This is a genomic window from Halobacteriovorax sp. GB3 (genome assembly GCF_028649655.1).
Classification (GTDB): domain Bacteria; phylum Bdellovibrionota; class Bacteriovoracia; order Bacteriovoracales; family Bacteriovoracaceae; genus BSW11-IV.
This window is the reverse complement of sequence record NZ_JAQSLN010000003.1, coordinates 604,386-630,085: the sequence shown is the minus strand read 5'-3', so window position 1 is coordinate 630,085 and position 25,700 is coordinate 604,386. Positions and strand designations below refer to the sequence as shown.

General features: G+C 37.4%; 24 protein-coding genes. 13 read left to right on the top strand and 11 right to left on the bottom strand.

The features are described 5' to 3' along the window. Positions 1 to 58: 58 nt before the first annotated feature. Both HBN50_RS09290 and HBN50_RS09285 read left to right on the top strand, forming a co-directional pair. The gene (locus tag HBN50_RS09290; RefSeq protein ID WP_273869430.1) at positions 59 to 2,185 is read left to right on the top strand and encodes a response regulator; all 2,127 of its coding nucleotides are present in this window, start codon (positions 59 to 61) and stop codon (positions 2,183 to 2,185) included. A 2-nt stretch (positions 2,186 to 2,187) separates the two neighbouring features. Beyond that, positions 2,188 to 3,429: an HD-GYP domain-containing protein gene (locus HBN50_RS09285; RefSeq protein ID WP_273869428.1), complete on the top strand. Its 1,242-nt coding sequence runs from the start codon at positions 2,188 to 2,190 to the stop codon at positions 3,427 to 3,429. Positions 3,430 to 3,445: 16 nt separating this feature from the next. On the opposite strand, the gene HBN50_RS09280 is transcribed toward HBN50_RS09285, so the two are convergent. Continuing rightward, positions 3,446 to 4,012 carry a YceI family protein gene (locus tag HBN50_RS09280; RefSeq protein WP_273869427.1) on the bottom strand — a complete coding sequence of 189 codons (567 nt, stop codon included), beginning with the start codon at positions 4,010 to 4,012 and terminating at the stop codon, positions 3,446 to 3,448. A gap of 79 nt (positions 4,013 to 4,091) precedes the next feature. Beyond that, on the bottom strand, positions 4,092 to 4,544 hold the full coding sequence (locus tag HBN50_RS09275; RefSeq protein ID WP_273869426.1) for a hypothetical protein: 453 nt from the start codon (positions 4,542 to 4,544) through the stop codon (positions 4,092 to 4,094). 158 nt (positions 4,545 to 4,702) lie between these two features. On the opposite strand from HBN50_RS09275, the gene HBN50_RS09270 reads away from it, so the two are divergent. Then, positions 4,703 to 5,353: a response regulator transcription factor gene (locus HBN50_RS09270; RefSeq protein ID WP_273869424.1), complete on the top strand. Its 651-nt coding sequence runs from the start codon at positions 4,703 to 4,705 to the stop codon at positions 5,351 to 5,353. On the opposite strand, the gene HBN50_RS09265 is transcribed toward HBN50_RS09270, so the two are convergent. After that, positions 5,323 to 6,606, bottom strand: a complete 1,284-nt coding sequence (locus HBN50_RS09265; protein ID WP_273869423.1) for an alkaline phosphatase family protein — start codon at positions 6,604 to 6,606, stop codon at positions 5,323 to 5,325. The two genes, HBN50_RS09270 and HBN50_RS09265, sit on opposite strands and share 31 nt — an antisense overlap. A 168-nt stretch (positions 6,607 to 6,774) precedes the next feature. Between HBN50_RS09265 and HBN50_RS09260 the strand changes: the two genes are divergently transcribed. Next, a complete protein-coding gene (locus tag HBN50_RS09260) occupies positions 6,775 to 8,478 on the top strand; it encodes a hypothetical protein (protein ID WP_273869422.1) in 1,704 nt (567 codons plus the stop codon). 1 nt (position 8,479) lies between these two features. On the opposite strand, the gene HBN50_RS09255 is transcribed toward HBN50_RS09260, so the two are convergent. The 8 genes from HBN50_RS09255 to HBN50_RS09220 form a co-directional block, all read right to left on the bottom strand. Further along, the gene (locus HBN50_RS09255; protein WP_273869421.1) at positions 8,480 to 9,667 is read right to left on the bottom strand and encodes a M20/M25/M40 family metallo-hydrolase; all 1,188 of its coding nucleotides are present in this window, start codon (positions 9,665 to 9,667) and stop codon (positions 8,480 to 8,482) included. Positions 9,668 to 9,779: 112 nt separating this feature from the next. Continuing rightward, a complete protein-coding gene (locus tag HBN50_RS09250; RefSeq protein ID WP_273869420.1) occupies positions 9,780 to 11,048 on the bottom strand; it encodes a radical SAM protein in 1,269 nt (422 codons plus the stop codon). Next, a complete protein-coding gene (locus tag HBN50_RS09245; RefSeq protein WP_273869419.1) occupies positions 11,048 to 12,082 on the bottom strand; it encodes a uroporphyrinogen decarboxylase family protein in 1,035 nt (344 codons plus the stop codon). Before HBN50_RS09245 ends, HBN50_RS09250 begins: the two co-directional genes overlap by 1 nt. A gap of 3 nt (positions 12,083 to 12,085) precedes the next feature. After that, complete coding sequence (locus HBN50_RS09240) at positions 12,086 to 12,790, bottom strand: response regulator transcription factor (RefSeq protein ID WP_273869418.1); 705 nt, start codon at positions 12,788 to 12,790, stop codon at positions 12,086 to 12,088. A 1-nt stretch (position 12,791) separates the two neighbouring features. Then, the gene (locus HBN50_RS09235; RefSeq protein ID WP_273869417.1) at positions 12,792 to 13,697 is read right to left on the bottom strand and encodes a sensor histidine kinase; all 906 of its coding nucleotides are present in this window, start codon (positions 13,695 to 13,697) and stop codon (positions 12,792 to 12,794) included. A gap of 14 nt (positions 13,698 to 13,711) precedes the next feature. Next, a complete protein-coding gene (locus tag HBN50_RS09230; protein ID WP_273869416.1) occupies positions 13,712 to 14,980 on the bottom strand; it encodes a glutamate-1-semialdehyde 2,1-aminomutase in 1,269 nt (422 codons plus the stop codon). Between the two features lie 9 nt (positions 14,981 to 14,989). Continuing rightward, complete coding sequence (hemC, locus tag HBN50_RS09225; RefSeq protein ID WP_273869415.1) at positions 14,990 to 16,540, bottom strand: hydroxymethylbilane synthase; 1,551 nt, start codon at positions 16,538 to 16,540, stop codon at positions 14,990 to 14,992. Beyond that, positions 16,533 to 17,462 carry a hypothetical protein gene (locus tag HBN50_RS09220; RefSeq protein ID WP_273869414.1) on the bottom strand — a complete coding sequence of 310 codons (930 nt, stop codon included), beginning with the start codon at positions 17,460 to 17,462 and terminating at the stop codon, positions 16,533 to 16,535. Before HBN50_RS09220 ends, hemC begins: the two co-directional genes overlap by 8 nt. Positions 17,463 to 17,628: 166 nt before the next feature. Here HBN50_RS09220 and HBN50_RS09215 point away from each other — a divergent pair, with 166 nt between their 5' ends. The 9 genes from HBN50_RS09215 (at position 17,629) to rplT (ending at position 25,649) form a co-directional block, all read left to right on the top strand. Continuing rightward, positions 17,629 to 18,048 carry a hypothetical protein gene (locus HBN50_RS09215; RefSeq protein ID WP_273869413.1) on the top strand — a complete coding sequence of 140 codons (420 nt, stop codon included), beginning with the start codon at positions 17,629 to 17,631 and terminating at the stop codon, positions 18,046 to 18,048. A 136-nt stretch (positions 18,049 to 18,184) separates the two neighbouring features. Next, a complete protein-coding gene (locus tag HBN50_RS09210; RefSeq protein WP_273869412.1) occupies positions 18,185 to 19,846 on the top strand; it encodes a Na/Pi cotransporter family protein in 1,662 nt (553 codons plus the stop codon). 103 nt (positions 19,847 to 19,949) lie between these two features. Beyond that, positions 19,950 to 21,011: a guanosine monophosphate reductase gene (locus tag HBN50_RS09205; protein ID WP_273869411.1), complete on the top strand. Its 1,062-nt coding sequence runs from the start codon at positions 19,950 to 19,952 to the stop codon at positions 21,009 to 21,011. A gap of 8 nt (positions 21,012 to 21,019) precedes the next feature. Then, entirely contained in the window at positions 21,020 to 22,801 is a 1,782-nt protein-coding gene (locus HBN50_RS09200; protein WP_273869410.1) for a 1-acyl-sn-glycerol-3-phosphate acyltransferase, read from the top strand. Further along, positions 22,802 to 23,731: a cation diffusion facilitator family transporter gene (locus tag HBN50_RS09195; RefSeq protein WP_273869409.1), complete on the top strand. Its 930-nt coding sequence runs from the start codon at positions 22,802 to 22,804 to the stop codon at positions 23,729 to 23,731. Next, a complete protein-coding gene (locus HBN50_RS09190; RefSeq protein WP_273869408.1) occupies positions 23,728 to 24,165 on the top strand; it encodes a hypothetical protein in 438 nt (145 codons plus the stop codon). The genes HBN50_RS09195 and HBN50_RS09190 overlap by 4 nt, the downstream gene beginning before the upstream one ends. A gap of 69 nt (positions 24,166 to 24,234) precedes the next feature. Continuing rightward, positions 24,235 to 24,807, top strand: coding sequence for a translation initiation factor IF-3 (gene infC, locus HBN50_RS09185; protein WP_337961807.1), 573 nt, complete (start codon positions 24,235 to 24,237; stop codon positions 24,805 to 24,807). Positions 24,808 to 24,992: 185 nt separating this feature from the next. Continuing rightward, the gene (gene rpmI, locus HBN50_RS09180; protein WP_273869407.1) at positions 24,993 to 25,190 is read left to right on the top strand and encodes a 50S ribosomal protein L35; all 198 of its coding nucleotides are present in this window, start codon (positions 24,993 to 24,995) and stop codon (positions 25,188 to 25,190) included. Between the two features lie 114 nt (positions 25,191 to 25,304). Continuing rightward, positions 25,305 to 25,649 (top strand): 50S ribosomal protein L20, encoded by a 345-nt coding sequence (gene rplT, locus HBN50_RS09175; RefSeq protein ID WP_273869406.1) that lies wholly within the window; start codon positions 25,305 to 25,307, stop codon positions 25,647 to 25,649. Positions 25,650 to 25,700: the final 51 nt, after the last annotated feature.

Below are 25,700 nucleotides of genomic sequence, written 5' to 3'. Positions count from 1 at the left end.
AAGAAGGAACCTTAGGGTTTTGCTTTAAAATACCGATAAACCCTCTAAATGAGGACATATGTTTAAAGTTTATCGGTATTTGACCTACCTTATCATGGCCTTTGTACTTGTTAAGTTAGGTATGACAATTCAACTCGGACACGAGAAGGTTCCTCTGATTTGGCCTTTGGCCGGATTTGCGGTTGCTATTTGTGCAAATAGGGAAAAGATCACTCTCTTTTTGATCTGGCTTGGAACTTATTTAGCTCTTTTAAGTCACTACCTTCCTATGAATGTCGAGGCCTTTTCATTGACATCTCTTTTAGGGACTTCCCTTTGCTATATTATTTCGCCACTTATTTTTGTTGTTTTCTATCGTAACTACAGAGTTAAAGTCCCTCTTTTTTCTAAAACAAGAGAGTTTATTAATTTCTTTTTTATGAGTATTTTCTCATCTCTTGTTATGTCGTGCTTTTTTACGATATTCATGGTGCAGTCTAATATTATCGAAGTTATCAATGCACCGTTATGTTTTATGGGGATGTGGCTAACAGAATTTTTTAGTGTTTTTGTTTTCGCACCAATCTTTCACTATATTATAAGTAATCGTACTGAATTCTTTCCATCGCTTCCTCGATGGGTCGACTTCATTCTCTCGCTCTTAGTTTTCTTTTTCCTCTTTCTATTTTCATCTTATTCGTTGGTCTTTAATATCAATGAAGATGTTATTTTTCTTTTAGGTATTGAAGCGGTTTCATTGATTTTTTGCTTTTTTGCTCTTTATTTCTTCTTTTCTGTTTATAAAGGCGGGGAGCAGGATATTTATGACAATCGTTATTTGAGTCTGTCATTAACAGTTGGACTATCCCTTTATAGCTTTATCATGTCCTTCTATCTCTTTAGTCTAAAGACGACTCAGAGACTGGATCAAGATCAATTTATACTCTTTTCTTTCATTCTCCTGCTCTTTAGCCTCTCCATCTCGATTGTTCTTGGAACACTCTTTTTCTTATTAGAGAACTATAAGCGCAATCACGTTATTATTAAGAATAAGTACGATAAGAAAGAAGAATTTATTTTCTCTAAAAACCTCTTTCTATCAAATATTGGTCTCGAAATGAGAACACCTATGAATGGGATTATTGGAACACTTGAAATTCTTGGTGATACAAACTTAGATGTCGTACAAAAGAATCTCATTAAAACGGTTAGAGATTCTTCAAACTCGCTTCTTGATGTTATTAATGATGTTATGGATTTTTCTAAAATCGAAGAGAGTGAATTAAAACTAAAAGAAAGAAGCTTTGCTGTTCACGATCTTCTTTCAAGCCTGGTTGATTATTTTAATTTAAGTTCTCATGGTAAAGATGTCTCTTTTGTCGTTAGGCAGATGGAAAAACTTCCTGCCAGTATTCGAACAGATGAAGATCGACTAAGACAAGTTCTTAAAAAACTTATCTCTCACGCATATCACTATGTTGATCATGGCGATATCGTCTTAACGGTAAAGGTTTTAGAAGAAAGTTTAGATGGACGCTTCTATGTTTTAGAATTTGAAATAAGAGATGCCGGACGAGGAATTCCAAAGAACCAACTTAAAAATCTTTTTAATCCACTTCGTTCGCATGACTACAATACACATTCTACAATTGGACTCGGCCTATCTGTATGTCGAAAAATTATACAATTGATGGGAGGTGATATTTCTGTCGATTCTCAAATGGGTAAAGGGACGACTGTTAAATTTACGATCGATGTGCCAAAAGGTGATGATGATGGAAAATCAATGAAGTCCATGGAGAATTCTGATTTTGCCAAGGCCTTTCCTTCAAACATTCTCGTTGTTGAAGATAATCATATCAATCGCAATGTTGTCGTTCAATTTTTAAAGAAGCTTGGTTACGCTCCTGATGAAGCGTGTAATGGAAAAGAGGCCATCGAGGCCTTTCGTTATAAAAGTTATGACTTTGTTTTTATGGATCTCATCATGCCCATGATGAATGGGATAGATGCAACACGAGTTATTATGGATCACTATGGACAGGGGAGACCTCCCATTGTTGTCGCTTTGACTGGACAAGAAGATGAGAAGGTTCGTCTTGATTGTTTAAATAGTGGCATGAGTGAGTTTTTAACAAAGCCAGTAGATCGCTTGTCTCTTATGCGTGTGATTGAAAAATACTTAATTATAAGAGAGTCTAGGTAATTATGAGAGTTATTGTTATCGATCAAAATGAAAAGATAAACTTTATAGAGAAAGTGTGTATCGAAGCAGCACTTAGTGCGGAAGTTTTTGTTTACTCCCCCAAAGAAGTACTCGATCATTTAGACAAAGAAAAGGACGATATTATTGTTGGAATTGAATATGATGAAGATTATTTTCAAAAAATTGAAGGACAAGTCCTAGAGAGTACAGTTCCTTATATAAAAATTCCCTATGAAGAGTTTGGTCTGAGTGAGAGCATCATTTTTAATATTCAAACTTTTTTTAAGATAGATAAAGATAACATGCGCTGGTTCTCTTTAAAAAAAGATACAATTCTTTTAAGTGATGGCCATTACGATATTTACATAAAAATCTCTGATAATAAATATGTTAAGATCCACTCGGCCCATGGACTCAATTTTAAAGATTCAATTGAAAATTATTTTCAAAAGGGGATAGAGTTTTTCTTTCTTCATAAAGAAGACTTTAGCTACTTTCTTGAATCAACTAAGAGAAAACTTCTAAGTAAAGAGTCGACGACTGAGCAAATGAATTATCAAAAAAGTTCAATTGAGCTTGTCCAAGAAAAAGTTCGAAAGTTAGGTATTAGAGAGAACGTCGTTTCAGATGTTAATTTAGTTGTCGATGCAATCGTTGCTTCTATCTATAAAAGAAAGGATCATTTGATTGATTTAATTCAAAAGATTAAAGGGAATGACTATCTCTATGAACACTGTCTACTCATAAGCTATGTGGCGCCTTTAATTGCGGAAAATCTTGGACTTTATTCCAAGTCTTTTAATGAGAAAATCGTTTTTGTGGCCCTTTTTCACGATGTCACTCTGATTGATGAAGAAAAAAAATATCTCGATGCTATGAATGAAAATAGTTTTGATCACTTGAGCTGGCAGGTGATTAAAAAAATTAAAAATCATCCTCTTGCAGCGGTTAATATTGTTAAGTCGTTCTCAAATGCTCCACCAGATGTTGAGATGATTATAATGAATCATCATGAAAAAGAAGATGGAAGTGGATATCCCAAAGGTCTTGTCGCTTCACAAATACCACTTATGGCCGCTATTTTCATTGTCTGCGAAGATTTTTGTCATCGAATTTTTCGACTTGAAATCAGTGCCTTGTCTATTGAAATTGTCTTAGAAGATATGAAGGAAAGTTATACGCAAGGTGTTTTTAAAAAGTCTTATCAGGCCTTAGAAACTGCCATATCAAAAGCGGCGCTCTAGAAGCGCCGCTTAGAAATTATTTACATGCTTTAAAGTTTGAAGTGATTTCAATATTTACATCACTCCAAGTTTTCCCTTCGTGAAGAGAGTAGCAGGCTTTGTTGATGGCCTTAAGCTCGTCATTCATTGCAAAGTCGAGTACATCGATAACTCCGTTTGCAACAAATTTGTTATTCTCAAAAGTATAAGCGAGTGGAGCTTCTACTGTTTTTCCATTCATTGTTAGAGCAACAGTTACTTTCTTATCTGTTACATTAACAACTTTCCCTTTAATAACTTCACCATCGGCCATTGTTTTGAAAAAGAAAGTAGCAATTTTCTTATCTCTAGCTGTGTTTTTTGTGAAAACAGAAGTTGTATCAATAGAGAAAGTTGCTTTTTTAAGCGCGTCTTTAATTGATTTTGCTTCTTTAGATGTTGAAAGAGTAAACTCTTTGAAAGATCCACCAACTCCTACTTTTGCAGGTGTTTTATAGGCCTTCCAGTTAATAGAAGTTTGTGATTGATCAAAACTAATACAATTAGCTGATGCAATTGGTGCTAAAATCATTAGTGAAGATATAGCGATCATTTTCTTAAGCATAATAAGCCTCCTAATTTTTTGTTATTCTATCTTAGAGGTAACGGGGAGACAAATATTCTTAATGAAATTAAATATCTAATTACATCTCTTGATTTGGTGTGACATTTAAATAGAGACCTTGTCCATGTCTTGATTGAAGTGATGTTCTTAGAACTGGAATTTTCTTTTTAAGATTAGATAAGTGAGTATTTGTTGAGCTCGATCTCTTGCCTATATCGACAACACAATTAGGTTTTTGACATAGTGGATAAAGGATATCAAATTCTTTTTCTGTCAGTTTATAGACTTCATCAACAGTTTCAAGTTCTCTTGAAATTGTATTTAGCCTAAACTCTCTAAAAGAGAGAAGAGATTTATCATTAGCTGTACGTGGGATTTTTGCTAAGTCGTAACTATCATCTTTGATCTTTGATAGGCCGCGCATAATGGTTTCGCTAATTTGCTTATCGTCGACAGTTCTTCTTATAAATTCATTTAAAAATTCAATTTCTGAAATAATTGAGTTTACAATTAATTCTTTTGAATTCCCCATTTAATCCTATCCTTACCATCTATAGTTAATATTTATAAATATTTTATATCCACAAATATTAACTTCCCATTTCTATATTCGAATTACTGTTTCGCAATACGAACAAATGTTTAATTAAGAACTCTTTATGTTTTATTTATATTCGAGTACCATAAATTATGACTAAGTTTACCCATACTATCGCAGTCATCGATGATGATGAGATTTCAAGAAATTCTATTGAGGCCATTGTTTTACCTTTTGATGTGAAGGTCATTCATTTCGATAGTGCTGAGAGCTTTTATCAGTGGAATCAATTTGATCTCATTGATGGACTCGTCACTGATATTCGACTTAAAGGCGATAATGGTGTCACAATGGTTGAAGAGATTCGTGAACGTGGGTTTCATTTACCTTTTGTCGTGATCTCTGCCTATTGCTTAACTAGGCTTGTCGTTAAGGCCATGAAGCTTGGAGCCGTCGATGTCTTAGAAAAACCTTTGGATGAACAGCTTCTTTGGGATTCTGTCAGTGCCATGATTAGAGAGAGCGATAGGGTTAAAAAAGAAAAAGCGATTGTTTCAAAAATTGAGCAAGATTTTGAAGGACTTGATGATATTGATCGCTCTATTGTTCATGGAATCGTTAAGGGGATGATCAATAAAGAAATTGCAGCACATCTTAGTCTGTCGACGCGATCAATTGAAATACGAAAGAACAATATCCTCCAAAAAATGACTGCCGGCTCAATGAGTGAGTTTATTTACTTTCTGAGTAAAACCAATCTTCTTGAAGATTTCTACTGTTCTGAATTTAAAGATTCTTTGTAAAGTGGAAGTAAGTAGCGAAGCTCTCCATCTATTTCATGATTGATTTCTAGATTTAAGAGTTTTGCTAAAAATGGATAGATGTGAATATTATCCACAGTCCCTAGTTCTACATCTTTTTTTATATTTGGACCACTGGCATAGAAGATTCCATGCATTGTCTTATGATTGTTGTCATACCCATGATTTCCTGGATGGAGCTCTTTATCTTCCAAAGAAACACTGACGCCTTTGTTTGCAATGATAACAATATCTCCAATATTTGGATCTTTTGAAAAGTGAAAACGCTTAGGGATATCTTCTCTTAAATACGCCTTAAAGGGGAGTTGTTCTGAGTTCATAGAGTGTACAAGGCCTATGGACATAGATTTTTGATCACGCTTTTGATCTTCCTTAAAATAAAAATGAACGAGTGGGCCATGGCCATAGCTTGTGTAATTCTTAAGAAGACTCACAGATCTGGCACTTAGTTTCTCTTTTAAGACGACCTTCTTATAAATTGGCGCCATTCCGTGATCAGAAGTGATAACTAAGTTAATAGGAAGCTTTGATTTTTTGATAACTCGAAAAATTTCTAGAAGTGTCTGATCCACTTTTGTAATTGCTTCTTTTACTTCTAATGAATTTGGCCCAAAACGGTGACCAGCTGTATCGACATCGCTAAAGTAAAGGGCCATGAGATGAGGGCGTTTATTCTTTTCAATAGAAAGCCATTTTTTAACTTTCTTTACTCGCATTTCATGTGTTGCCTTTGGATCATAAGAACTCCAAAAGCTTGGGAGGTGACCAGCGATCTTTGCTTCAGAACCCGGCCAGAAGTAAATAGCACTCCTCATTTGTTGTGACTCAGCAAGCGACCATAAAGGGATACCTCGATAAAATTTTGAATTTGTCACAGCACTCTTGTCACTTAAGCGGTATTCTCTTTTAAGTTCTTTGTTGTAAAAGTGGTTGGCCACAATGCCATGCTTTTCAGGATAGAGACCGGTCATTATCGTCAGGTGGTTAGGAAAAGTCTTGGTTGGAAAGCTTGGCCTAAGAGACTTTACTCGTGAAGCTCCCTTTGTAATGTAATCATAAAGAAAACTTGGCCTATAGGTTTGGGTATAGTCATGCCTGTAGCCATCAATTGAAATAACAAGGAGGTAGGGGGCCTTTTTTGCAGTTTCTCCATTTTCACTAATTTTCTCTAGCATAGAAGTTGAACAGCTTTGCAAAATAAAGAGCGCGAGAATAAGAGTGATTAAGTTTTTCATGATTTCCCTGTGTTATTAATTGTATCTCTGTTCATTATAAATAACTCACTTAAAGGTTCAATTGAAAAAAAGACTCTAAATATTCCAAAAGTAAAAATTTATCTAGTATTAAGGATTACTTCAGCTAAAAGAGCTTAGAATGGAATCATATCTAAGTGAGGACAATTCGTGTTTAAAAGAACCAGCTTATCACGCTACATTCGTTTTATTGGAATTTTACCCATCTTCATTGTTATTAGTGGTTTTGTTCTTTTTTACTTATTCAATGATCTCGTTGATAAGAAAAATAAGGAGCGAATTAAATCCTATGAACAACTTCATCATACAATCGTCGAGTATGAGGAGAGTTTATTTCGTATAATACTCTTTGATTTTAAAGACCCACGCTTTTTTAAAGATATTGTCTTAATGAATACGAAACATTTTGAGACATCTAAAATGCAACTCTTAAATCATATAACGAAACTAAATTATGAGTATGCAAGGGATAAGGATGTCTTAAAGGATCTCTACAATGCTGTCGATAAATCAGCCTATGATATGAGAAATCTTATACGTATACGAAGAGAAATTGGAAACTCAGAAACTGGAATCTATTATTCAATTGGTGAAATCGAAAAAGATATTGTGCGAAAGAATCAACTCTCTAGGAATCAATTTGTACAATTCTCAGAAATCCTAAGTTTAAAGGGTCACTATCTTAATAATCATGAATATGCCGTACTTTTAGAGGCAAAAGAAAAGCTTCGACGATTAAATAAAGAAATTAATAGCCCCTCAGTTGCTGAATATATTAAAATTTTAGATCATCTTTCTGAGGCCATTGATGGTCAAAATAAATCAATGAGATTATTTCTATCAAAAATATCAAGATCAAAAGTTCTTACAAACCGCCTTTTCGATGATTCTGATCGTATAGGTAAAGAAAGAGAGATCTTAACGAGCTTCATTACTCTTTTTTCTCTCGTTGCTCTCGTTGCTTTGAGTATTTATCTCGTTTTACGGCTTTCTCTTCGAATTCAAAGACCACTCAATCGCATACAGAGTCATCTCTATGATCCTAAGAGAGATTGGCTTCATCCTAATGAAGGAGAAGGTATTAAAGAATTAGAGCATCTGACATCTTCACTTAGAGATTATGAGAAAACCATTTTGAAACTAGAGCGTAAGCAGGAACGTTCTGGAAAGGTTATTTCCTTTTCTAAAATTGCATCGAGTTTATCACATGAAGTAAGAAATCCCCTTGCTATCATTTTGGCCAAGGCCAAGCACATTTCTAGAATTCCAATTTCAACAAATCAACAGGTTGAAATGAATAATTCGATAGAGAGTATCAAAAAACAAGTTTTAAAAATAACTGAGCTCTTTGATAGTCTTTGGGAATTGAAAGGTACAAAAGAAGATACGTCTTCGATGATTCAGACAAAAAATGTTGAGGACTTTTTAAGGCCAATTTACGAGGGATTGCAACAGAAGTTTAAAGAAGAGGGAATTATCTTCAATATTTCAGGAAAAATAGATGAACTTACAATTCATGGCCACTTTATTTTATTAGAACAAGCAATAATGCTTCTTTTGGAAGATTCAAAAAAACGCTTAACAGGTTCAACCAAAAAAGTGATATGGCTACGAGTGATGGCCAATAGAAATAATCTTTTCTTTCTTATTCGAGATACAGCAGACTTCTCATTGGTAGATAAGAAAAGTATTTTTGCTTTCAACCAGATTGAGAAAATTATTAAAATGCACAGTGGAAAATTATGGACTAAAGGCGATAAACGGGAAGGACAGTTGAAAGAGTATCGTTTTATTATTCAATTGCCCAAAAAGGCCGCGCTAGATTTTGAGAGTCGCGGCCAGATCGGGGCTTAAATTATTTCGCCAATTCGATGGCGTAAGATAGTGCTAACTTAGAAAATTTAAGGGCGTGATTTGCATTTCCACCCATACTTTCAAGTGTGTCATTCTTTGTATGGATATTGTGATTTTTTTCACTCATACGAGACTCAAAAGGAATCGAAGCTGGGAAACCTTGGAGGTGCCATGAGGCGTGGTCAGAACAACCATATCCACATTTGTCATATCCCCACTCAAGTCCTGTCAGGTATGTGTCAATAAGCTTGCCAATAAATGTGTTTTGCTCAGCATTTGTATAGTCTTGCATGAGAACGATATCCCATTTTTGACCTTTAAAATTTGTCATATCAAGTTGGAGAACACCTGCAATTTCCACATTGTCTTGCTTATACTTTTTAGCGATTTCTTTTGATCCAAGAAGACCAACTTCTTCTGCAGCGTAGGCCATGAATGCAATTGTTTTTTCTGGTCTATGGTTCATTTCCATGAGAACTCTAATTGTTTCAGTCATCGTTGCAATACCTGAAGCATTATCGTCAGCTCCTGGAGCATGAGCTTTATGACGGGCCCAAAAACCTGCAATTGAATCTGCGTGACCACCGATGACAACAACTTCTGGCGATTTCCCTTTGATTGTTAGAATTACTGATGGTTGTGGCCAATTGCTATGATTGAAAAGCTCTACGCTGACATCACTTCTGTGGTCCGTTAGAGATTTCCACTGATCAAAGATCCAGTTACTCGCTTGAACACCTGTTTCACTCTTGTAGTAACGGTTATGGTAAGAAGAAAGTTTTGTAATAACGTTTCTGATATTTTCTTCTTTTGCCATTGATATGGCCTTAGAGACAGTCGATTCTTGATTGATTGTATAATCTTGAAAAGAGAGCATACTCTGTTGGAAGTGAGCGTGATTATCAAATTCAGAGATCGCTTCTTCTAATGTTTCATAGCTAAAAAAACCACCGCAACGGTGAAATTTTTCGTGTGCAAGTAACGAAGCTTCAAGCTTGTCAGATTGCTTAACTTCCAAAAGAGAGTGATTATGATCTTCCTTGATCACTTTAATATGACTGTTAGACTTCATTAAGTCTTTGGCCATGTCATTACCCACACTGATGTAGTGTGGTGCAGCGTGAGAAAGAACTGTTGTCGCTAGAGCAAATGTGCTGATGAGTGTTTTCAATGGGCCATTCCATTTCATGAGAACCTTCCATGGTTTTTGTAAAACTTATTATTATTTTTACACATGTTCTCTTGGGCTAAAATGTCAAAAAACAAATACTTTCTTACTTTTTAAGATAAAATTGACTTTACTACTTGGATGCTAAAGAGCGAGTGAGCTCTTCTAGGATGTACTTGAGAAAGTGGAGGCCGAAACTATCGATGAGATAGTCGTTTTGAGACTCAATGATGACCTTGTCACGAAGCATCAATTGTGTGAGCTCAGACTTTTGTAAAAGGCTTTTTGGAATTCGTTTCGTTATGAGGATTTCATTAATGCGTTGATCTATTTCTTTTTCTTGCTCACTTTGCCTATGAGTCATCTGAAAATTCAACTTCCTCTGCTTCGCTTGAAAGAGATACTTGTCATAAATCGATTCATTTTGAAAAAAGAGCCCTTCCAATTTCGAAATCGCCGATGGGCCAAGTCCAATCAGTGAGTCTATGGTGTAGTTCATATTACCCATGATGGTTCTGTTTTGAAATGAAGTGCGTTTTGAAAGCTCACTTTGTTGCCAGTGACCAAAGTTTATGTGTTCGAAGTTTAATTTTTCAAGCGCCTTAATTGCTCCGAGGTATACTTCGTATAATTCTTTAGTTGAAAGTGGACAATAAACTCCAAAAGCATTTTGACTGGCCTTTTGCCATGGCACTGGTGCGAGGGGGTAGAGTTGAAAGCTTGTTATCCCACATTGGGAATAGAATTCCACCGCTTTTTCAAGATTTTGCTTCTGTTGATGTGGGAGACCGTAAATAAGCTCTGCCGTTATATCAACACCTTTCAATTGCTTGAGTGCGTGAATGACAGCACTCATTTCTTCCTGATCTTGATCGCGATTAACTTGTTTTAAAACTTTGCGATCAATGTCTTGCAAACCAAGAATGACCCGTTCTACATTGTAACTTTTAAGAAAATCAATGAGTGTCTCCTGAACTCGTCGCGGGTCAAGTTCAAGAATAATTGGCGTCTTCTTCGTTACTCCAAGAGTATCAAAGAGAAGATCTAGATCCTTTACACCTAAGAAATTTGGACTACCCCCGCCAAAGTAAACACCCTGTAGTTCAAGTGTAGGGTTTAACTCTAGGTAGTGTTGCCACTGTGCTTTTATGGCCTCGATGTAGTGTTCGACGAGATCTCTATCGGAGGTAACTTTTATATTACAACCACAAAAAGTGCAAAGGCTCTGACAAAAAGGGATGTGCACATAGAGATAGGCACTTCCCTTAATGTTTTTAATTGAATGTTCAATTTGAGAGATCTCTACCTTGTTTTCCCATTGTGATTTTCTTGGGAAATAAGTGAAACGGCCACCGGCCGAGTGGTACTTTAAAAGATTCTCATAGAGTCTTTGCTCATCCATTAGTAGCGAAATCTCTCGTGGATAAGGGCAACAGAATTTTTAACATTCTCTTCTGGTGTATGTTGAAGAACACCGTGACCAAGTCCACAAATCCAGCGATTTGCTTTTCCAGTTCTCTCTACTTTCTCCCAAAGGGCCATCCATTTTTTCTCTAGAAGTTCCCATGGTAAATGAAGGTGAGAAGGATCGAGGTTTCCTTGGATATAGTATCTGTCAGAAAGCGCATTGAGTGCATCTTCGATATTAACACGCCAATCAATACCAAGGACGTCGATATTTTTATCATCGATCATTTCTAGGTAATCAATGTGAGTTAACTTAGAATAATAAACAATTTTCTTGTCAGGAAATTCTGATTTAAATTTCTCTGTTACTTCTTTTATTTTTGGAAGAACAAATTCACAGAAATCATCTTTGGTTAATTCACCAACTGCTGTGTCGAATAAGCAGATGGCATCAGCACCATTTTGGGCCTGAACACGCATTTCTGTTAAAAGATTTGGAAGTAGAAGTTCACAAAAACCAGCAAATCTTCCATCGTAAAATCCATTCTTAGAAGGTGTCAGGTTTCCGGCGTGAGATCCTTGACAAGCATAAGTATAAAGAGTCCATGGTGAACCTACAAAACCTAAAAGTGTTTTGTACTCAGGCATACTTTCTCTTAAAAGAGCACAAGCATCACCTTGGAAAGCATAAAATTCTTCAGCTGGTGCTAGGGGAGATAGTTTTTTTAGGTCCTCTGTCTGCTCTAGTGTGAAACCTAGTTTTGGCCCTGGTGCGTATGTCAGTCCCATTCCTAAATGTTCTAGTGGAAAGAGAAGGTCACTAAAGAGGATGGCCGCATCGAAGTTAAATTCATCAAGAGGTCCATGCGTTACTTCTTGGGCAAGTTTTGGATCTTTACACATCTCCATGAAGTTACTTTTCTTTTTGATATTCTGATAGTGTGAATGGTAGCGCCCGGCCTGTCTCATAAACCAAACTGGAACGATCTCTTTGCCATCTTGTTGTTGTCTATTGTTAAAAAGTCCCATTTTCTAATCCTTATGTAGAATGACTAATTTATATCCAATTCCGCGAATGGACTGAATATCAAGAATTCCTTGCTCATCAGTTTCCATCCATTTTCTAAGACGCACGATATAGTTATCAACTGTGCGGTTACTAGGGTACTTATCAGCGCCCCAGATTTTTTCAATAATTTCATTCCTATCAACAGCCTCACCCGCTTTTTGATAGAGGAGCTCTAGAATCGCGCATTCCTTTTGAGGAAGAGCGAGAACTTTCCCACTTCCATCTTGAACTTCGAATTTTTTAAACCAAATGCGAAGACTTCCATGAGTGATTTCATCGGGAAAAGTTTGCTTGAGGTCTTGTGAACTAAGAATACGCTTCAATCTCAACACCAATTCTTTCAAGGCGAAAGGCTTTGTAATATAGTCTTCAGCACCGATCTCTAAACCTTCAACACGAGTGTCCGGGTCATTTTGAGCGCTTAAAAAGAGAAGAACAAAGTCTTTTCTAAGAAGTCTAAATTCTCTCGCAAGCTCAAGGCCACTTCCATCGGGAAGCCCGATATCCATGAGAATGATATTTGGAGCAAAATCTTTGAAGAGTTCTCTGGCCTCTTTAGCAGAGGTTGCCAGTTTGCAGGTGTGCCCTAGACCATTGAGATAGTCATTGAGCGTGAATCCCAAGTTTTGTTCATCTTCTACGATGAGAATCTTTCCACTTTGCCCCATATTAGCTCTCGGTTTCCTTCTTGAAATAAAGGGTGAAAACAAGATTGCTCTTATTTTCTACGACAAGGCTTCCAGACATTTTTTCCATTAATTTTTTAATGAGATAAAGTCCAATTCCAGAGCCTTTGGCCGAATTGAACTTGTAAAAAAGGTTTCCAAGCTTTTCAATCTCTCCTTGGAAAGTTCCACCATCGTTATAGACAAGAATAATAGTATCTTCTTTTTGATCAATTTTGATGTTGGCCTTTTTTTCTTCTGTGTGAGCTTTTGTATTTTCAAATAAGTTTTTTAAAATTAATTCGAGTGCAAATAAATCGGCCAAGATAATTGGATCTTCAATACGTTGATCAATCTCAACACTTAAATTCCTTGCTCTCTTGTTAATTGTCGTTCTTAGAACAGACATAAGATCAACAGGAGCTGGGTTTAGGTTACCACCTCTCTCAATTCTTGAAAGTTGGAGAATTTTATCCATTTGTGTTTCAAGATTTCCGGTATCCTCAATGAGTCGATCTGTGAGTGTATCTAGTAATTTATCTTCTTTATATTTCTCTTCAATTGTATCGTTAATGACCTCTGCTTGCAGGCGAATCGATGCAAGAGGAGTTTTCAGCTCGTGAGTTAATCCTGCAAAGAATGCTTGAAGGGCCTTGGTTTTTCTTTGATCTTTGTAATAAAGAATAAATAGTGAAATAGACAGGAATGTAATGAGAAGGATTAATGTTGTTCCCTCCCATTTTAGCATGCGAACCAGATTCGGCCTGAAACCAAGCTCTGGAAGTGTCATTCCTAATTTTTCTAATTTATCTTCATACATCACAAGTAGGTATAACCACCATGAGCCAAGGGCCAAGGAAGTTGTGATCCACAGTGTTGCAAGAATTGGAAAAACGCGTTTTTGAGTCAATTAAATATCCTCTCTTAGCTCCAAAGTCTCTTTTCAAGATCATCTAAAACGGACTGATCGTGAGAGAGGCTTAGGAAGCCAACTTCGTATGCGTTTGGTGAAAGATAGATCCCCTTATTGAGAAGAACTTCAAAAAGCTCGTAGAATCTTTCATTTAAGTTTTGTGGCATTTGATTAATATTTTGAATAGAGTTTCCTGGGTGAACCCAAAAGAGCGATCCAGATCTCGTAAGATTGTAATCACTAAATTGACCGTCATTGAATTCATTTAGCCATTTGCTAAAAATAGACTCTAGTTTCTTTCCATTTTCTTCTAGTGTTTCGTAACTCTTGTCATTTAGTTTTTTCAACGTTGAAAGACCACCAACCATGGCAAGAGGGTTGGCACTCAGAGTTCCCGCTTGATAGACATTTCCAAGAGGGGCGAGGTTTGACATGATCTCATTTGTTGAAGCAATAGCACCAACTGGAAGACCACCACCTATGATTTTTCCATAGGTCACGATGTCCGGGCGAATTCCCGTTTTCTGTGCCATACCACCAAAGGCCACTCTAAAACCTGAAATGACTTCATCAAAAATTAAAAGTGCATTATTTTGTTTTGTGATCTCTCTTAGAAATTCTAAATATTCTTGATCTTGAATCATGAGACCATTATTGGCCGGTAGTGGCTCAATGATGATGGCCGCAATTTGATCTTTATGGTCTTCAAAACATTTGATAACTTCTTCTTTGTCACCAAGTTCCAAGATAAGAGTGTCGTTTGCAATCCCTTCTGGTACACCCGCAGATGAAGCCTCTGCACTTCCTGCTAGACCAGAGCCTGCCTTAATAAGCATTGAATCGACGTGACCGTGATAGCAGCCATTAAATTTGATGATTTTATTTTTCTTTGTCACACCTCGAGCTAGGCGAAGTGCTGTCATCACGGCTTCAGTTCCAGAGTTTACAAAGCGTAGTTGATCGACAAAAGGAAGTTTTTCTAAAAGATATTCAGCAAGATCTAGCGAGTAGGGTTCACAAGCACCATAACTCCAACCGCGAGATAAGGCCCCTTGTAAATCTTTTTCTACTTCTTCGTCTTTGTGTCCAAGGATAAGTGGACCAAAACTCATACAGAAATCAATATAGTCTTTTCCATCAACATCGCTAAAGTATGCACCATTCGCTTTTTCAATAAAGCGTGGCGTGATGTGAAGACCTTTGAAACTTCTAACAGGAGAGTGAACTCCACCTGGTACTAATTTTTTTGAACGCTCAAAGAGCTCTGTTTGTTTTGTCATATATTCCTCTTATTTATTAATCCATTCTTTGAATTCACTGAGTGTCGCAAATGCTCTTACTCTTATCCCTTCTTCTTGAAACTTTTTATAGGTTTTGCCAAGTCCCGTTGCGTGAAACTTCTTCTTAATAGAAGGGCAAAGTTTTGTGAATTCTTGATATTGATGAAAGCTCGTCCAAAAGAAGACTTCGCACTTTTCAAGGCGCTCAAGATACTGGTCACTGACTTTCAAAGTTTCTCTTTGATAACAGGCTAAAACCTCTCCTTCAGTGCTTGTTGCTTCGTCGTTTGATAGGGCCGTAAGGGATCTCTTTTGCCCAAGAAATAAAGAAAGAAGTGCTGAAGAGCGCATATGGTTAAGATAATCTTCCGAGAGACCTTCTGATGAACCATTTACCCAAAAACCTTCTTTAGTTAACTGTTGTAGTGTTTTAGAGCCTGCTGCAAAGAGGGCCTTATAGGATCTCGCAGTTTTAAGGGCAGGGATTGTGTAATTAGATGTGGCAAAGACATCTTCTAAATTCTTGTCACTTAGATCGACATTTAACAGGGTCTTTGAAATGTACTCATCGCAAAGAATGTCGTCATCCATTTTATCTTTTGGCAGACCGATAAAAACGTTCTTTTTATTTCCTTCAAAAGTTTCAAAGGCACCTTCTGTTGTTGAAACAGAAATGACCTTGTCATCAACACTTCCACGGTGAGTGTGAAGATAGAAGTCTCCAACTTTTTTAACGTGAACACCTACGGCAAGGTGGCATCCTCCGCCATAGCCAGTAAAGGCCGAGCGCTCTCTTTGAACTTCAGAGATCGTTGTTTTATCATTCATCTTAATGAGTTTCTCTAATAATTCTCCGTTATCATCTCTTCCCTTTTTGCATTCGATGGCAAGGGCTCCTTGTGAAGCCGCTGGAGGGAAGTCTCCGTGAGGGAGAATCATAAAGTCGAGGTCTTTAATTAGTGGTAAGAGATCTTCTTTTGCTTTATCACAAATTGCCAGTCTTTCGATTCCTGCCCATGCGAGTACAATGGCATCGTATTGCTTGTCATTTAGCTTTGCTAGACGAGTGTTTACGTTTCCTCTTAGCATTTTTGTTTCAACTGCAATGTCTTTTTTTGCAGGAATATATTTTGAAAGTGACTTTTCAATATTTACAATTCTTCTTGGTGAACTGGTTCCAACAATGAGTTTGTCCATTGTGTGAAGCTTTTCTTTTACATCTTTTCTGATGAAGAGAATATCCTCTGCGTAGGCCCTCTTAGTAATTGCCGCCAGTTCAAATTCTTCTGGGCGATCAGAACCAAGATCTTTATACGAGTGAACCACGAGATCAACAGAACCTTCAACAAGGGCCTGGTCGAGTTCTTTAGTAAAGAAGTCTTTTCCTTCAAGTTGCCACAGAGGACGATCGACAATGATATCTCCTTGAGTCTTAATAACTTCAAGCGTGAATTCATCTCCCGTTAGGGCCTCGAGTTCTTCTTTTACTTGTGTACATTGAGTGAGGGCAAGAAGGCTGCCACGTGTTCCGATTTTGTAGTGCTTTTTTGAGTTAGACAAATTGTAGGTCCTCCCAGCCAAAAGGGTAATTTAGGCTGAATGATTTTTTTCTTTTAATAACTAGTTTTTCAATATGAGCGCGCGCGTTTTTAACTTTCAGATCTTTTTGTTCATTCAGGTAATTGGCGTGGGCAAAGACATCAGGGAGTCTGTAGAGTCCCTGTTTTTGCGTAAAGTTTGTTTTAAGAACACTTGGAGATCCAAGATCGACAAAAACTTCACCATTGGCCCCAGACCAATTTTTAAAGAAGTTCTCATTGAAAAGAATTGTTTCAGCTCCAATAGTATTTACAATTAACTCAAAAGTTTCATAGGCCGAATAATCGAGCCAGCTCACAGTCTTAATAATCTTATCTGGGTATTCTTTCAAGAGTTCTTTGATCTTTTGCTCATTACGAGCTGTAACAAAGAGCTCATAATTTTTATCGAGAAGTTTGATGAGATCTCTTGTTAATTTTCCTGAACCTACTAAGAGGACGCGACCCGAGTTCTTTTTAGATTTTAAAAACTGACGAGACAACCCTGCATAGGATTGTTGTCCTACGGCATAGAGATATTGTGAACGAACTTCTTTGGCATCTTTAAAGAGCTTTTCTAGAACATTCATAATTAAAGGGTTTCTCTGATCGTGAGCGAGGTATTCAAGATAAGCGTCTTTAAATTGGCCCGTCACTTCGTTTTCTGCGAGAACTTTGCTCTTTAATCCGCAGATTGTCTCAAGTAAATAGAGATAAGCATCTTCCTCGTTAAAGACATCATATTGAGTTTCTTTAAGAGCACTATCGACATAGAGAAGAGGGACGATATTGTGACCTATGATCATCGTTCTTTGACATGTCTTTAAAATAAAAGCATCGCCACAAGGCTCTTTTGCCAAAGGGCTTGCTGGTGGTAAATTAATTAATTTTAGACCTTGGATCATACAATGTTCCAGATGCGATAAATAAAGGTTGCGTGGTTTAGCCCAATATAGCTTGGGGCCTGTATTTATTTGTCACAGTTTTGTAATAAGTTTAATGATATAGCTCATGTTTATAAGATTATCTAAACGGCTTTGCAAGGGTGTTAAATTCTGTTAATGTCCGCTCATGGAAACTACTGAAAATGCCCTAAATAAAAAGACTCAGGCCAAGAATGTCGCTAAAGCTTCAAGTGTCGCTACATCGAGTGGCGAGAGTGATTCTCAAGAGGTGATTATGCCTTTTTGGAAAAAACTAGGGGATATTCTGTGGGCGTTTATTTTGAAAGTGACTCCACAATGGGTCAAAGATCAATTTTTGGCCTTTGATAGAAAAGTGGACGGAGCGATCTCTTTTTTCTTTAAGCACTGGGGAAAGAGCCGCTTTATGATCAGTATGTCAAAGAAGGTGCAATACCTTGGCGTTGAAAAACTCTATTTCAAAAGCCCCAAAGCGTTTGTCTACTTCTTTCTCTTTTACCTTGTTAGGGACACAATTCTCTACATCATTATTCCAATCTTCTTTGCAAAAGCGACGACGGGTAACTAAGAAAAAGCTAGTTATTTTCTATGTTTAGCAGTCCATTCTTGAAGTTTTATGGACTTAGCCACCTTTTGCTTGATCCTATCTTTCTTTAGATGAATAATAATAAAGTTATTAAGTTGTGTAATCTTAGGGAGATTGCTTGGAAATTCTCTTGGCCTTATTCTCTGCCCTCGGATCCTTTGGGCTCTTTTACTTTGGTTTAAAAACGTTCAGTGAATCTTTTCAGGTTTTGAGTGGACCTAGTATTCGTCAAATTATTCAAGGTCTAAAAAGATCAGATCGTTTTGGTGCACTCTTTGGAGGACTTTCTATCAGCTTCCTTGTCCAAGGGGAGTCTGTGGCCCTCTTTATGATCGTAGGATTAGTTAATGCGGGGTTAATGGCCTTGCCAATGGCCATCAGTGTTATTTTTGGCGCCAATATCGGGGCGACAATTTTAGGTTGGCTCTTTTCCATGGAGCTTTCAAAGTACTCCCTTATTATTATGGCCTTAGGTCTTTTATGCAATATCATTCCTTACTCTCAAAAGTTTAGGGAGCTAGCAAAAGTTCTCTTTGGACTAGCTCTAATCTTTTTTTCTCTCAATCTTCTAGGGGAGAACCTCTTAAAGCTGCAAGTGAGTGAGGTTTTAGATAGCGATACGTTTATTCTTTTATTTTCAAACGAGAGTTATTCTTATTTTCTATTAAGTCTCTTTGTTTTTCTCATTGGATTTTTTGTTAGGCAGAGCCTCCTTGTCTTGGCCCTTGTTATGGCCTTTGCCACATCGGGAATCATTGACTTTTTTCAGGCCTCGCTATGCCTTGTAGTAATGAGCCTAGCTTGTTCTCTAGGTGATCAGATCTTTCAAGCAAATGGCAATGTCATTGCAAAGAGAACGAGAAAGGCGGGGACGATTTATGCTCTTTTCAACTTCACTTTTTCACTTCTTTTTATTAATCAGATTATGTCTCTATCGGTTTGGCTTATTCCTGGGCATCCCGGTTTTCATGTTGAAAATGGGCCCTACCCGAATGTCGCCATTCATTTGGCCTTCTTCCACACTTTTACTCACTTGTGTTCTGCGCTAATTTTGGTGCCATTTGTTAGGCAAATTACAAGCTTTGTCAGCTCGCTTCACCCTCATAAAGAAATGAAGGAACAAACAAAATTGGAAGTTCTCACTGATCAGGCGCACTTAATTCCCGCAACGGCCCTTGTTCTTGGGGAAAGAGAGTTACAAAAGTTAAAAGATATCGTCGATCGCATGTATGACCGTTGTGATGAATATATTAAGTCTCCCACAAACCTTCCTCGTGTTCTTGCTAAGATAAAGGATTACGAGAGAATCACTGATAATATTCACAGTGAGATTAGTCGCTTTATTTTAAAGCTCATGGAAAGTCCTCTCTCTGATGAAGAGTCCAAGAGAGCTCAAGTCATTATGGAGTCAGCAAGGGAATTAGAGAGTATAGCTGATTACTTAGATAAATTGATCACATCTAAGACGAGGTTTTGTGAAAATGCGCTCTATGAAGGAGAGATACGAACGAACTTCATGGCCTACCACCAGAAAGTGAAAGAGTTCTATCTCAAAACGACTAGTGGCATTATCGAGGGAGGATTTCTCGATGAATTACTTGTTAAGGAAGATATGATCAAACTTAAATCCGAAGGTGAGAAACTTCGTGAGGATTTTATGCTGGAAAGTGCCAAAAACTCTGCATCGCCCTATACGGTTTTGGCGTTCTCGGATATGGTTACTTCTGCCAAGAAGATTCGAAGCCATTCCATGGAGCTCCTACAGGCTAACATTCGCTGACATGTCCTTGGTTTAATTCAAGTTTAAACTCAGATTTCTTTCAATATCGTTCCAAAAAAGTTATTCTTTTTGTGCCAGAAACATTTGAAAAGGAATCACACACATGGAATTAATGTTTAATGCAGCGGGTATTTTAAACCGCTCTAAAGGTCTAACTTTCGATGATGTTTTATTAATCCCAAGACACAGTGAAATTTCTTCTCGTCGCCACCCGAGTCTAAAAACTCAAGTGACAAAGAACCACAGAATTGATGTGCCAATCGTTACGGCCAACATGGATACTGTTACAGGTAAAGAAATGGCCTGTGCTATGGCAAAACTTGGAGGAATGGGGATTCTTCACCGTTTCATGAGTGCTGAGCAACAAGTTGAAGACATTCGTTTTATTAAAAAATTCCTAAAAGAAAATAACCTCAATACACCTGTAGCTGCTTCTATTGGTGTTAAAGAAGAGGGAATGAAACGCGCTCAAATGTTAAGTGAAGAGGGCGTTGATATTTTAACAATTGATATCGCCCACGGTGATTCAGTTATGATGCTAGATGTTTTAAAATTCGTAAAAAATAAATACCCTCATATTGATGTGATTGCAGGAAATGTCGCCACAGCTGATGGTGTTGCTCGTATGATTGATGCCGGCGCCGATGCGGTTAAAGTTGGAATCGGTCCTGGATCAATGTGTACAACACGTATTATTACCGGACATGGTGTTCCTCAGTTAACGGCAATTGCAATGTGTGTCGATGAGGCGCAAAAGCATGGTATCCCTGTCATTGCCGATGGTGGCCTCAAAAACTCTGGTGATATGGTCAAGGCACTCTGTGCAGGAGCAAGTAGCTGTATGGTTGGATCTTTAGTTGCTGGAACTCTTGAAACACCGGGTGATGTAAAAAGCGGAAAGAAAGAGTATCGTGGAATGGCCTCTAAGGCCGCGCAAGTCTCTTGGCGTGGAGAACTTCCAAAGGGAATGGCCGCTGAGGGTGAGGATACGATGATTGCTTGTAAAGGACCAGTTGGTAATATTATTGATGAACTCACTGGAGGGATTCGCTCTGGAATGACGTACCTTGGTGTGGATAATATTAAATCAATGAGTGAAGCGGCCCTTTATATGGAAATGAGTAGCTCGGGGATGAGTGAAAGTAAACCACACGGAGTTCGTTAGGAATTATTATGTTAACAAAGTTACAAAAAATATTTTTAAGTTATCCAAAGCTCAAAGAGAGAATCGATTCACGAGATAATCCAAAACTTGAGCAGGAAAAGGCCTTAAAAAACCTTGATGAAATTAAGGCCGAGTATTCAAAAACTTATATTAAGACATTTGAAAAGATGCTTGATGCCACTCTTCCAAATCTCTATGATGGAATTAATTTTAACGAAAATGGACACGACTTTAAAAAACTTGTGAAAGAAAATTGTGTCGTCCTTGTTCCCAATCATCAGTCTCATGCTGATTATTTGGCCATTAACTACATCGTTTATAAGACCTTTGGTTTTCCGCTCTATGTCGCTGGTGGAATTAATCTTAATATCTTTCCTATTGGAAAGCTTTTTAGAAAGTCGGGCTGTTTCTTTATACGCCGATCTTTTGCAAGTGATATCCTTTATAAGTTATCTTTAGAGGCTTATCTCTACTGCTTACTCATTCAGAAAAAACCAATTGAGTTTTTCTTTGAGGGGGGAAGATCGAGAACAGGAAAATTACTTCCTCCTAGATTTGGCCTTTATCAAATGCTTCTTGAGGCCCATAGTCACATTCCTGAGAATGAAAAAGCTAAGCTTCTTTTTTGCCCTGTGAGTATCAATCACGAATACGTACCAGAGACGAAGTCCCTGGCCCGTGAGTTAAAGGGAGCTAAGAAAGTAAAAGAAAGTTCTGGCCAGCTTTTAGGGCTATTGAAATTTCTTTCTTATCAATTTGGAAATGTTCACATCACTCTTGGAAGCCCAATTGAAGCGAAGAAAAATGATGATGTAAATCTTAAAGACACAACTTATGAACTGGCCTTTAATTGTTTTAGACAAGTCGGTAAGCGCATGGTTGTGACTCCTACAGCTCTTTTATCATTGATACTTTTAGATGAACCCGCAGGGGCCATGCAGTGGAATGAAATTCTTTCTAAAGCAAAGAAGATTCTCGAATACTGCGCCTTGTTTGACGTTCCTTTTACGGACTCTCTCAAAGGTGAGCAGGTTGAAGATACTCTCGGTCGCGCCGTTGATATTTTGATTGGTAATAAAAAAATAAATGTCATTGGTAAAAATAAGAGTGGTCACGTCTTCTATTCAATTAAAGAAGAGTCTCGTCAAGAAATGCTCTATTTTAAAAATACTATTCTTCACCACTTTCTTGTTCCTTGGACGATTAACTTGGCCTGGATCAATCTCTTTAGTGGTAATTTAAATACAGTAGAAGATTTGAAAAAGTTCTTTCTTAATCAGCGTAGCCAGATGAAGCATGAGTTCTATTTACCGACAGTTAGAGAATTCTTTATGCAGGCCGTGCAAATTGTTTCTAAGGCCATTGGTCGAAAGGTTGAGACAATTGAAGACTTAATGAATCTCTCTCATAAAGAACTTTATGCCATTGCTAGTTTTTTAAGTCCATTTTCTCGCTCTCTAAGTTATATTAACGAAGCTTACTATGTGAGTGCCCTAACGCTTAAAGAACTAGGGGAGACAAAACCTGAAGGCTTTAAAGGGGATGACTACTTTAACCTTTTTAAAGAAAACTTTAATAGTGAACGCGATCTTGGAAAAATCATAAAGTTTCAAGAATCCTATAGTCAGCCACTAATGAAAAACTCATTAAAGTATTTCACACAAGAGTCTTATGCTGAAAATGATAAGGGCCTCTATAAGATTACTAATAAAGAAGAGTTGGAAAAAAAGCTTTCTCATTTTGAAAGTGATTTAAAAGAGCAACTTAAGTTTAATCTAAGGGCCGATTAAATGAGGCAAGCTTCTGAGGTTAAAAAAGAAAGTCAAAAAAATCGAAAGAAGGCCATTGCTAAAGTTCTGATTATCACCTTGGTGTTGAATCTCTTTGTGGCCTTCTTGAAAATCATTGTTGGTAATCATTATCATTTTCTTTCTTTGACATCTTCTGGGCTTGAGTCACTCGTTGATGGATCAACAAATATCTTGGCACTACTGACGATTTCATTTGCATCAGCTCCGCCTGATGAAGATCATAATTATGGGCATTATAAAGCTGAGAATTTAGGAAGTTTAGTCGTTGCGGTTCTTCTTCTTTTTTCCGCCTATCAAATTGCTTCTCAAGTTGATTTAAAGGCCCTTGTATCTGGAAACTTTGTTAGCCAAGCAACTTTTAGTCCATGGACAATTGTGAGTATTACCATTTCGATGGCGACGTCACTTTTTGTTTCTTGGTATGAAAACAAAGAAGGGAAAAAGTATAATTCAACGCTACTGCTTGCTGATGCCTCTCATACGTTTGGAGACTTCTTAATTAGTGGGGCCGTTTTAATTTCACTTATTCTCTCTAAGTTTGGATATCATTTCTTTGACCTCTTTGTAGGTCTTTTAGTTACAGGTTATTTAGTTTTTCTTGCCCTAAAAATTGTCCGTATGAATATTAATGAGCTCTTAGATGGAGCACCAGATATTGATGATTCCTTTCTTTTAGAAATTGAGAAAATGGACTTTGTTTACGATGTTCATAATTTTAGAGTTCGGGGCAATGAGCATTGGCTCCATGCTGATTTTCATGTACACCTAGATCCTGCTCTCTCACTTGTTGATGCCCACCGCATTGGTAAAGATGTCGAGCAAAGAGTGCATCGTTGGCTTAGGGAGTATTCTCAAAATGTAGATGTACTCATTCATATCGAGCCCTATGAAGAAGAGGAGAGTCCATGAAAGTGGAACTAGGTAATTCAAGATTCCTATATCAGTGTTGCGATGTTCATAATGAGAATTGGCAATTGGTTGATGGACAGCTAATGGCCTTTATTGAAAAACACCCAAAATTAAACCTTAGAAGCGATCAGACGGTTCTTTATTTTTTTGATGATAATCAAAGCGAGTACTGGGTATCAAGAGAGATAGTTGGCTACCCAACTGGTCTTCCTGATTCTTATCAGGTTGAAGATTTTTCCGGTGGAGAGTGTCTCCAGGTACTTTGTAGTAAAAATTGGTTTGAACTGACAATGGATGAGCTCCTCTCTCTTGGGCGACGCAGTAAGGCTGAAGCTGAGTCTGCTGGGGAAAAGTTGGCCCCTACGTGGAGAGTGGTTATTGATTGGCAGCAAGAAGCTCCAAAGCTCTGGTTTAACTATTTTTTTTTGATATAATTTTGGTAAAATAGACTTTCAAAAGCTTAGGCCGCATGTTATTTCATTAGGGCCTGAATTTATTAACTTATCCGGAGGTGGATTATTAGAGATAGACGTGGTGGCAAGGGAAAAAAGAACCTTGGTCCAAGAGTAAACGACCAAATTAGAATTCAAGAGTGTAGACTCATTAGTGATGAGGGTGAAGCTTTTGGTATTGTTTCTTTAGATGAAGCAAGAAAAATTGCAGCAGATAAAGGACTTGATTTAGTAGAAGTCTCTCCCACGGCCAAACCGCCTGTTGTTAAGGTTATTGATTACGGTAAGTATAAATATGACATGCAAAAGAAGGCCAATGAGGCCAAGAAAAAGCAAGCTCAGGCGCAATTAAAAGAAATTCAATTCCGTCCAAACATCGAAGAGCACGATCTTCAGACTAAGCTTAAGAGAGCTGAAAAGTTCTTAGAGCAGGGTGATAAAATTAAAATGGTAATGCAGTTTCGTGGTCGTGAAATGGCCTACAGAGATGCAGGAATGGAAAAATTTAAAGGGATTATCGCCGTCGTTGAAGAGATGGGAGCGATCGTTGAATCGAATCCAAAAATGATGGGGAACCGTATTATTACAATCCTTTCACCATCAAAAGCACCGGCGAAAAAGTAAAATCGATACCTTAGCATTTGCTAAGTTCTTGATATAAGGAGACTTAGGTCTCCTTTTTTTATTGAGGACCTAAAAAATATGCTAACCTTTCGTTTTTCCTTTTACTTTTCACCGAGTTATTGATATTTATAACCGCTTATTAAAGTGAATTTTTGGTCTTAATGCAGATATTGTAGGAGTACAACATGCCTAAAATGAAGACGAGAAGAGCTGTTGCGAAGAGATTTAAAGCAGTAGGTAATGGAAAGCTTAAAAGAAAAAGAGCTAACCTAAGACACATTCTTGAAAAGAAAAGCCAAAAGTGTAAGAAAAGAGCAGGTAAAACTGACTACGTACACGAAGCTGATCTTAAAAAAGTAAAGAGATGTCTACCTTACGTTTAATCGCTTAGCCGGTTATTTTTGTTAAAAGAAATTTGAAGTTATTTGACTGAGACTTGGGAAAAACGACATAAGAAGAGCCATTGGCCCCCAAGGATCGTTTAAAGGAGAAAAAAGATGTCTAGAGTAAGAAGAGGTTTTAAGGCAAGAAGAAGAAGAAATAAAGTCCTTAAACTTGCAAAAGGTTTTCACTTCGACAGAAGAACGAAATACAAGCACACTGCAGAAACTGTTAAGCGTGCACTACACTACAGCTACATTGGTAGAAGACTACTAAAGAGAGATATGCGTAAGCTTTGGATTACAAGAATCTCAGCTGCGTCTAAGCAACTTGGAACATCATATTCTAAGTTCATGGGAACACTTAAAGCGAAAGGTTGTGTTCTTAATAGAAAAATGCTTTCTGAAATTGCTGCAAGAGACTTTGATGGTTTCAAAGCAATCATGGAATCAACTAAGTAAAAATTCACATTCGAAATTAAAGACCAAAAATATAAAGGGCCGCATTTATTG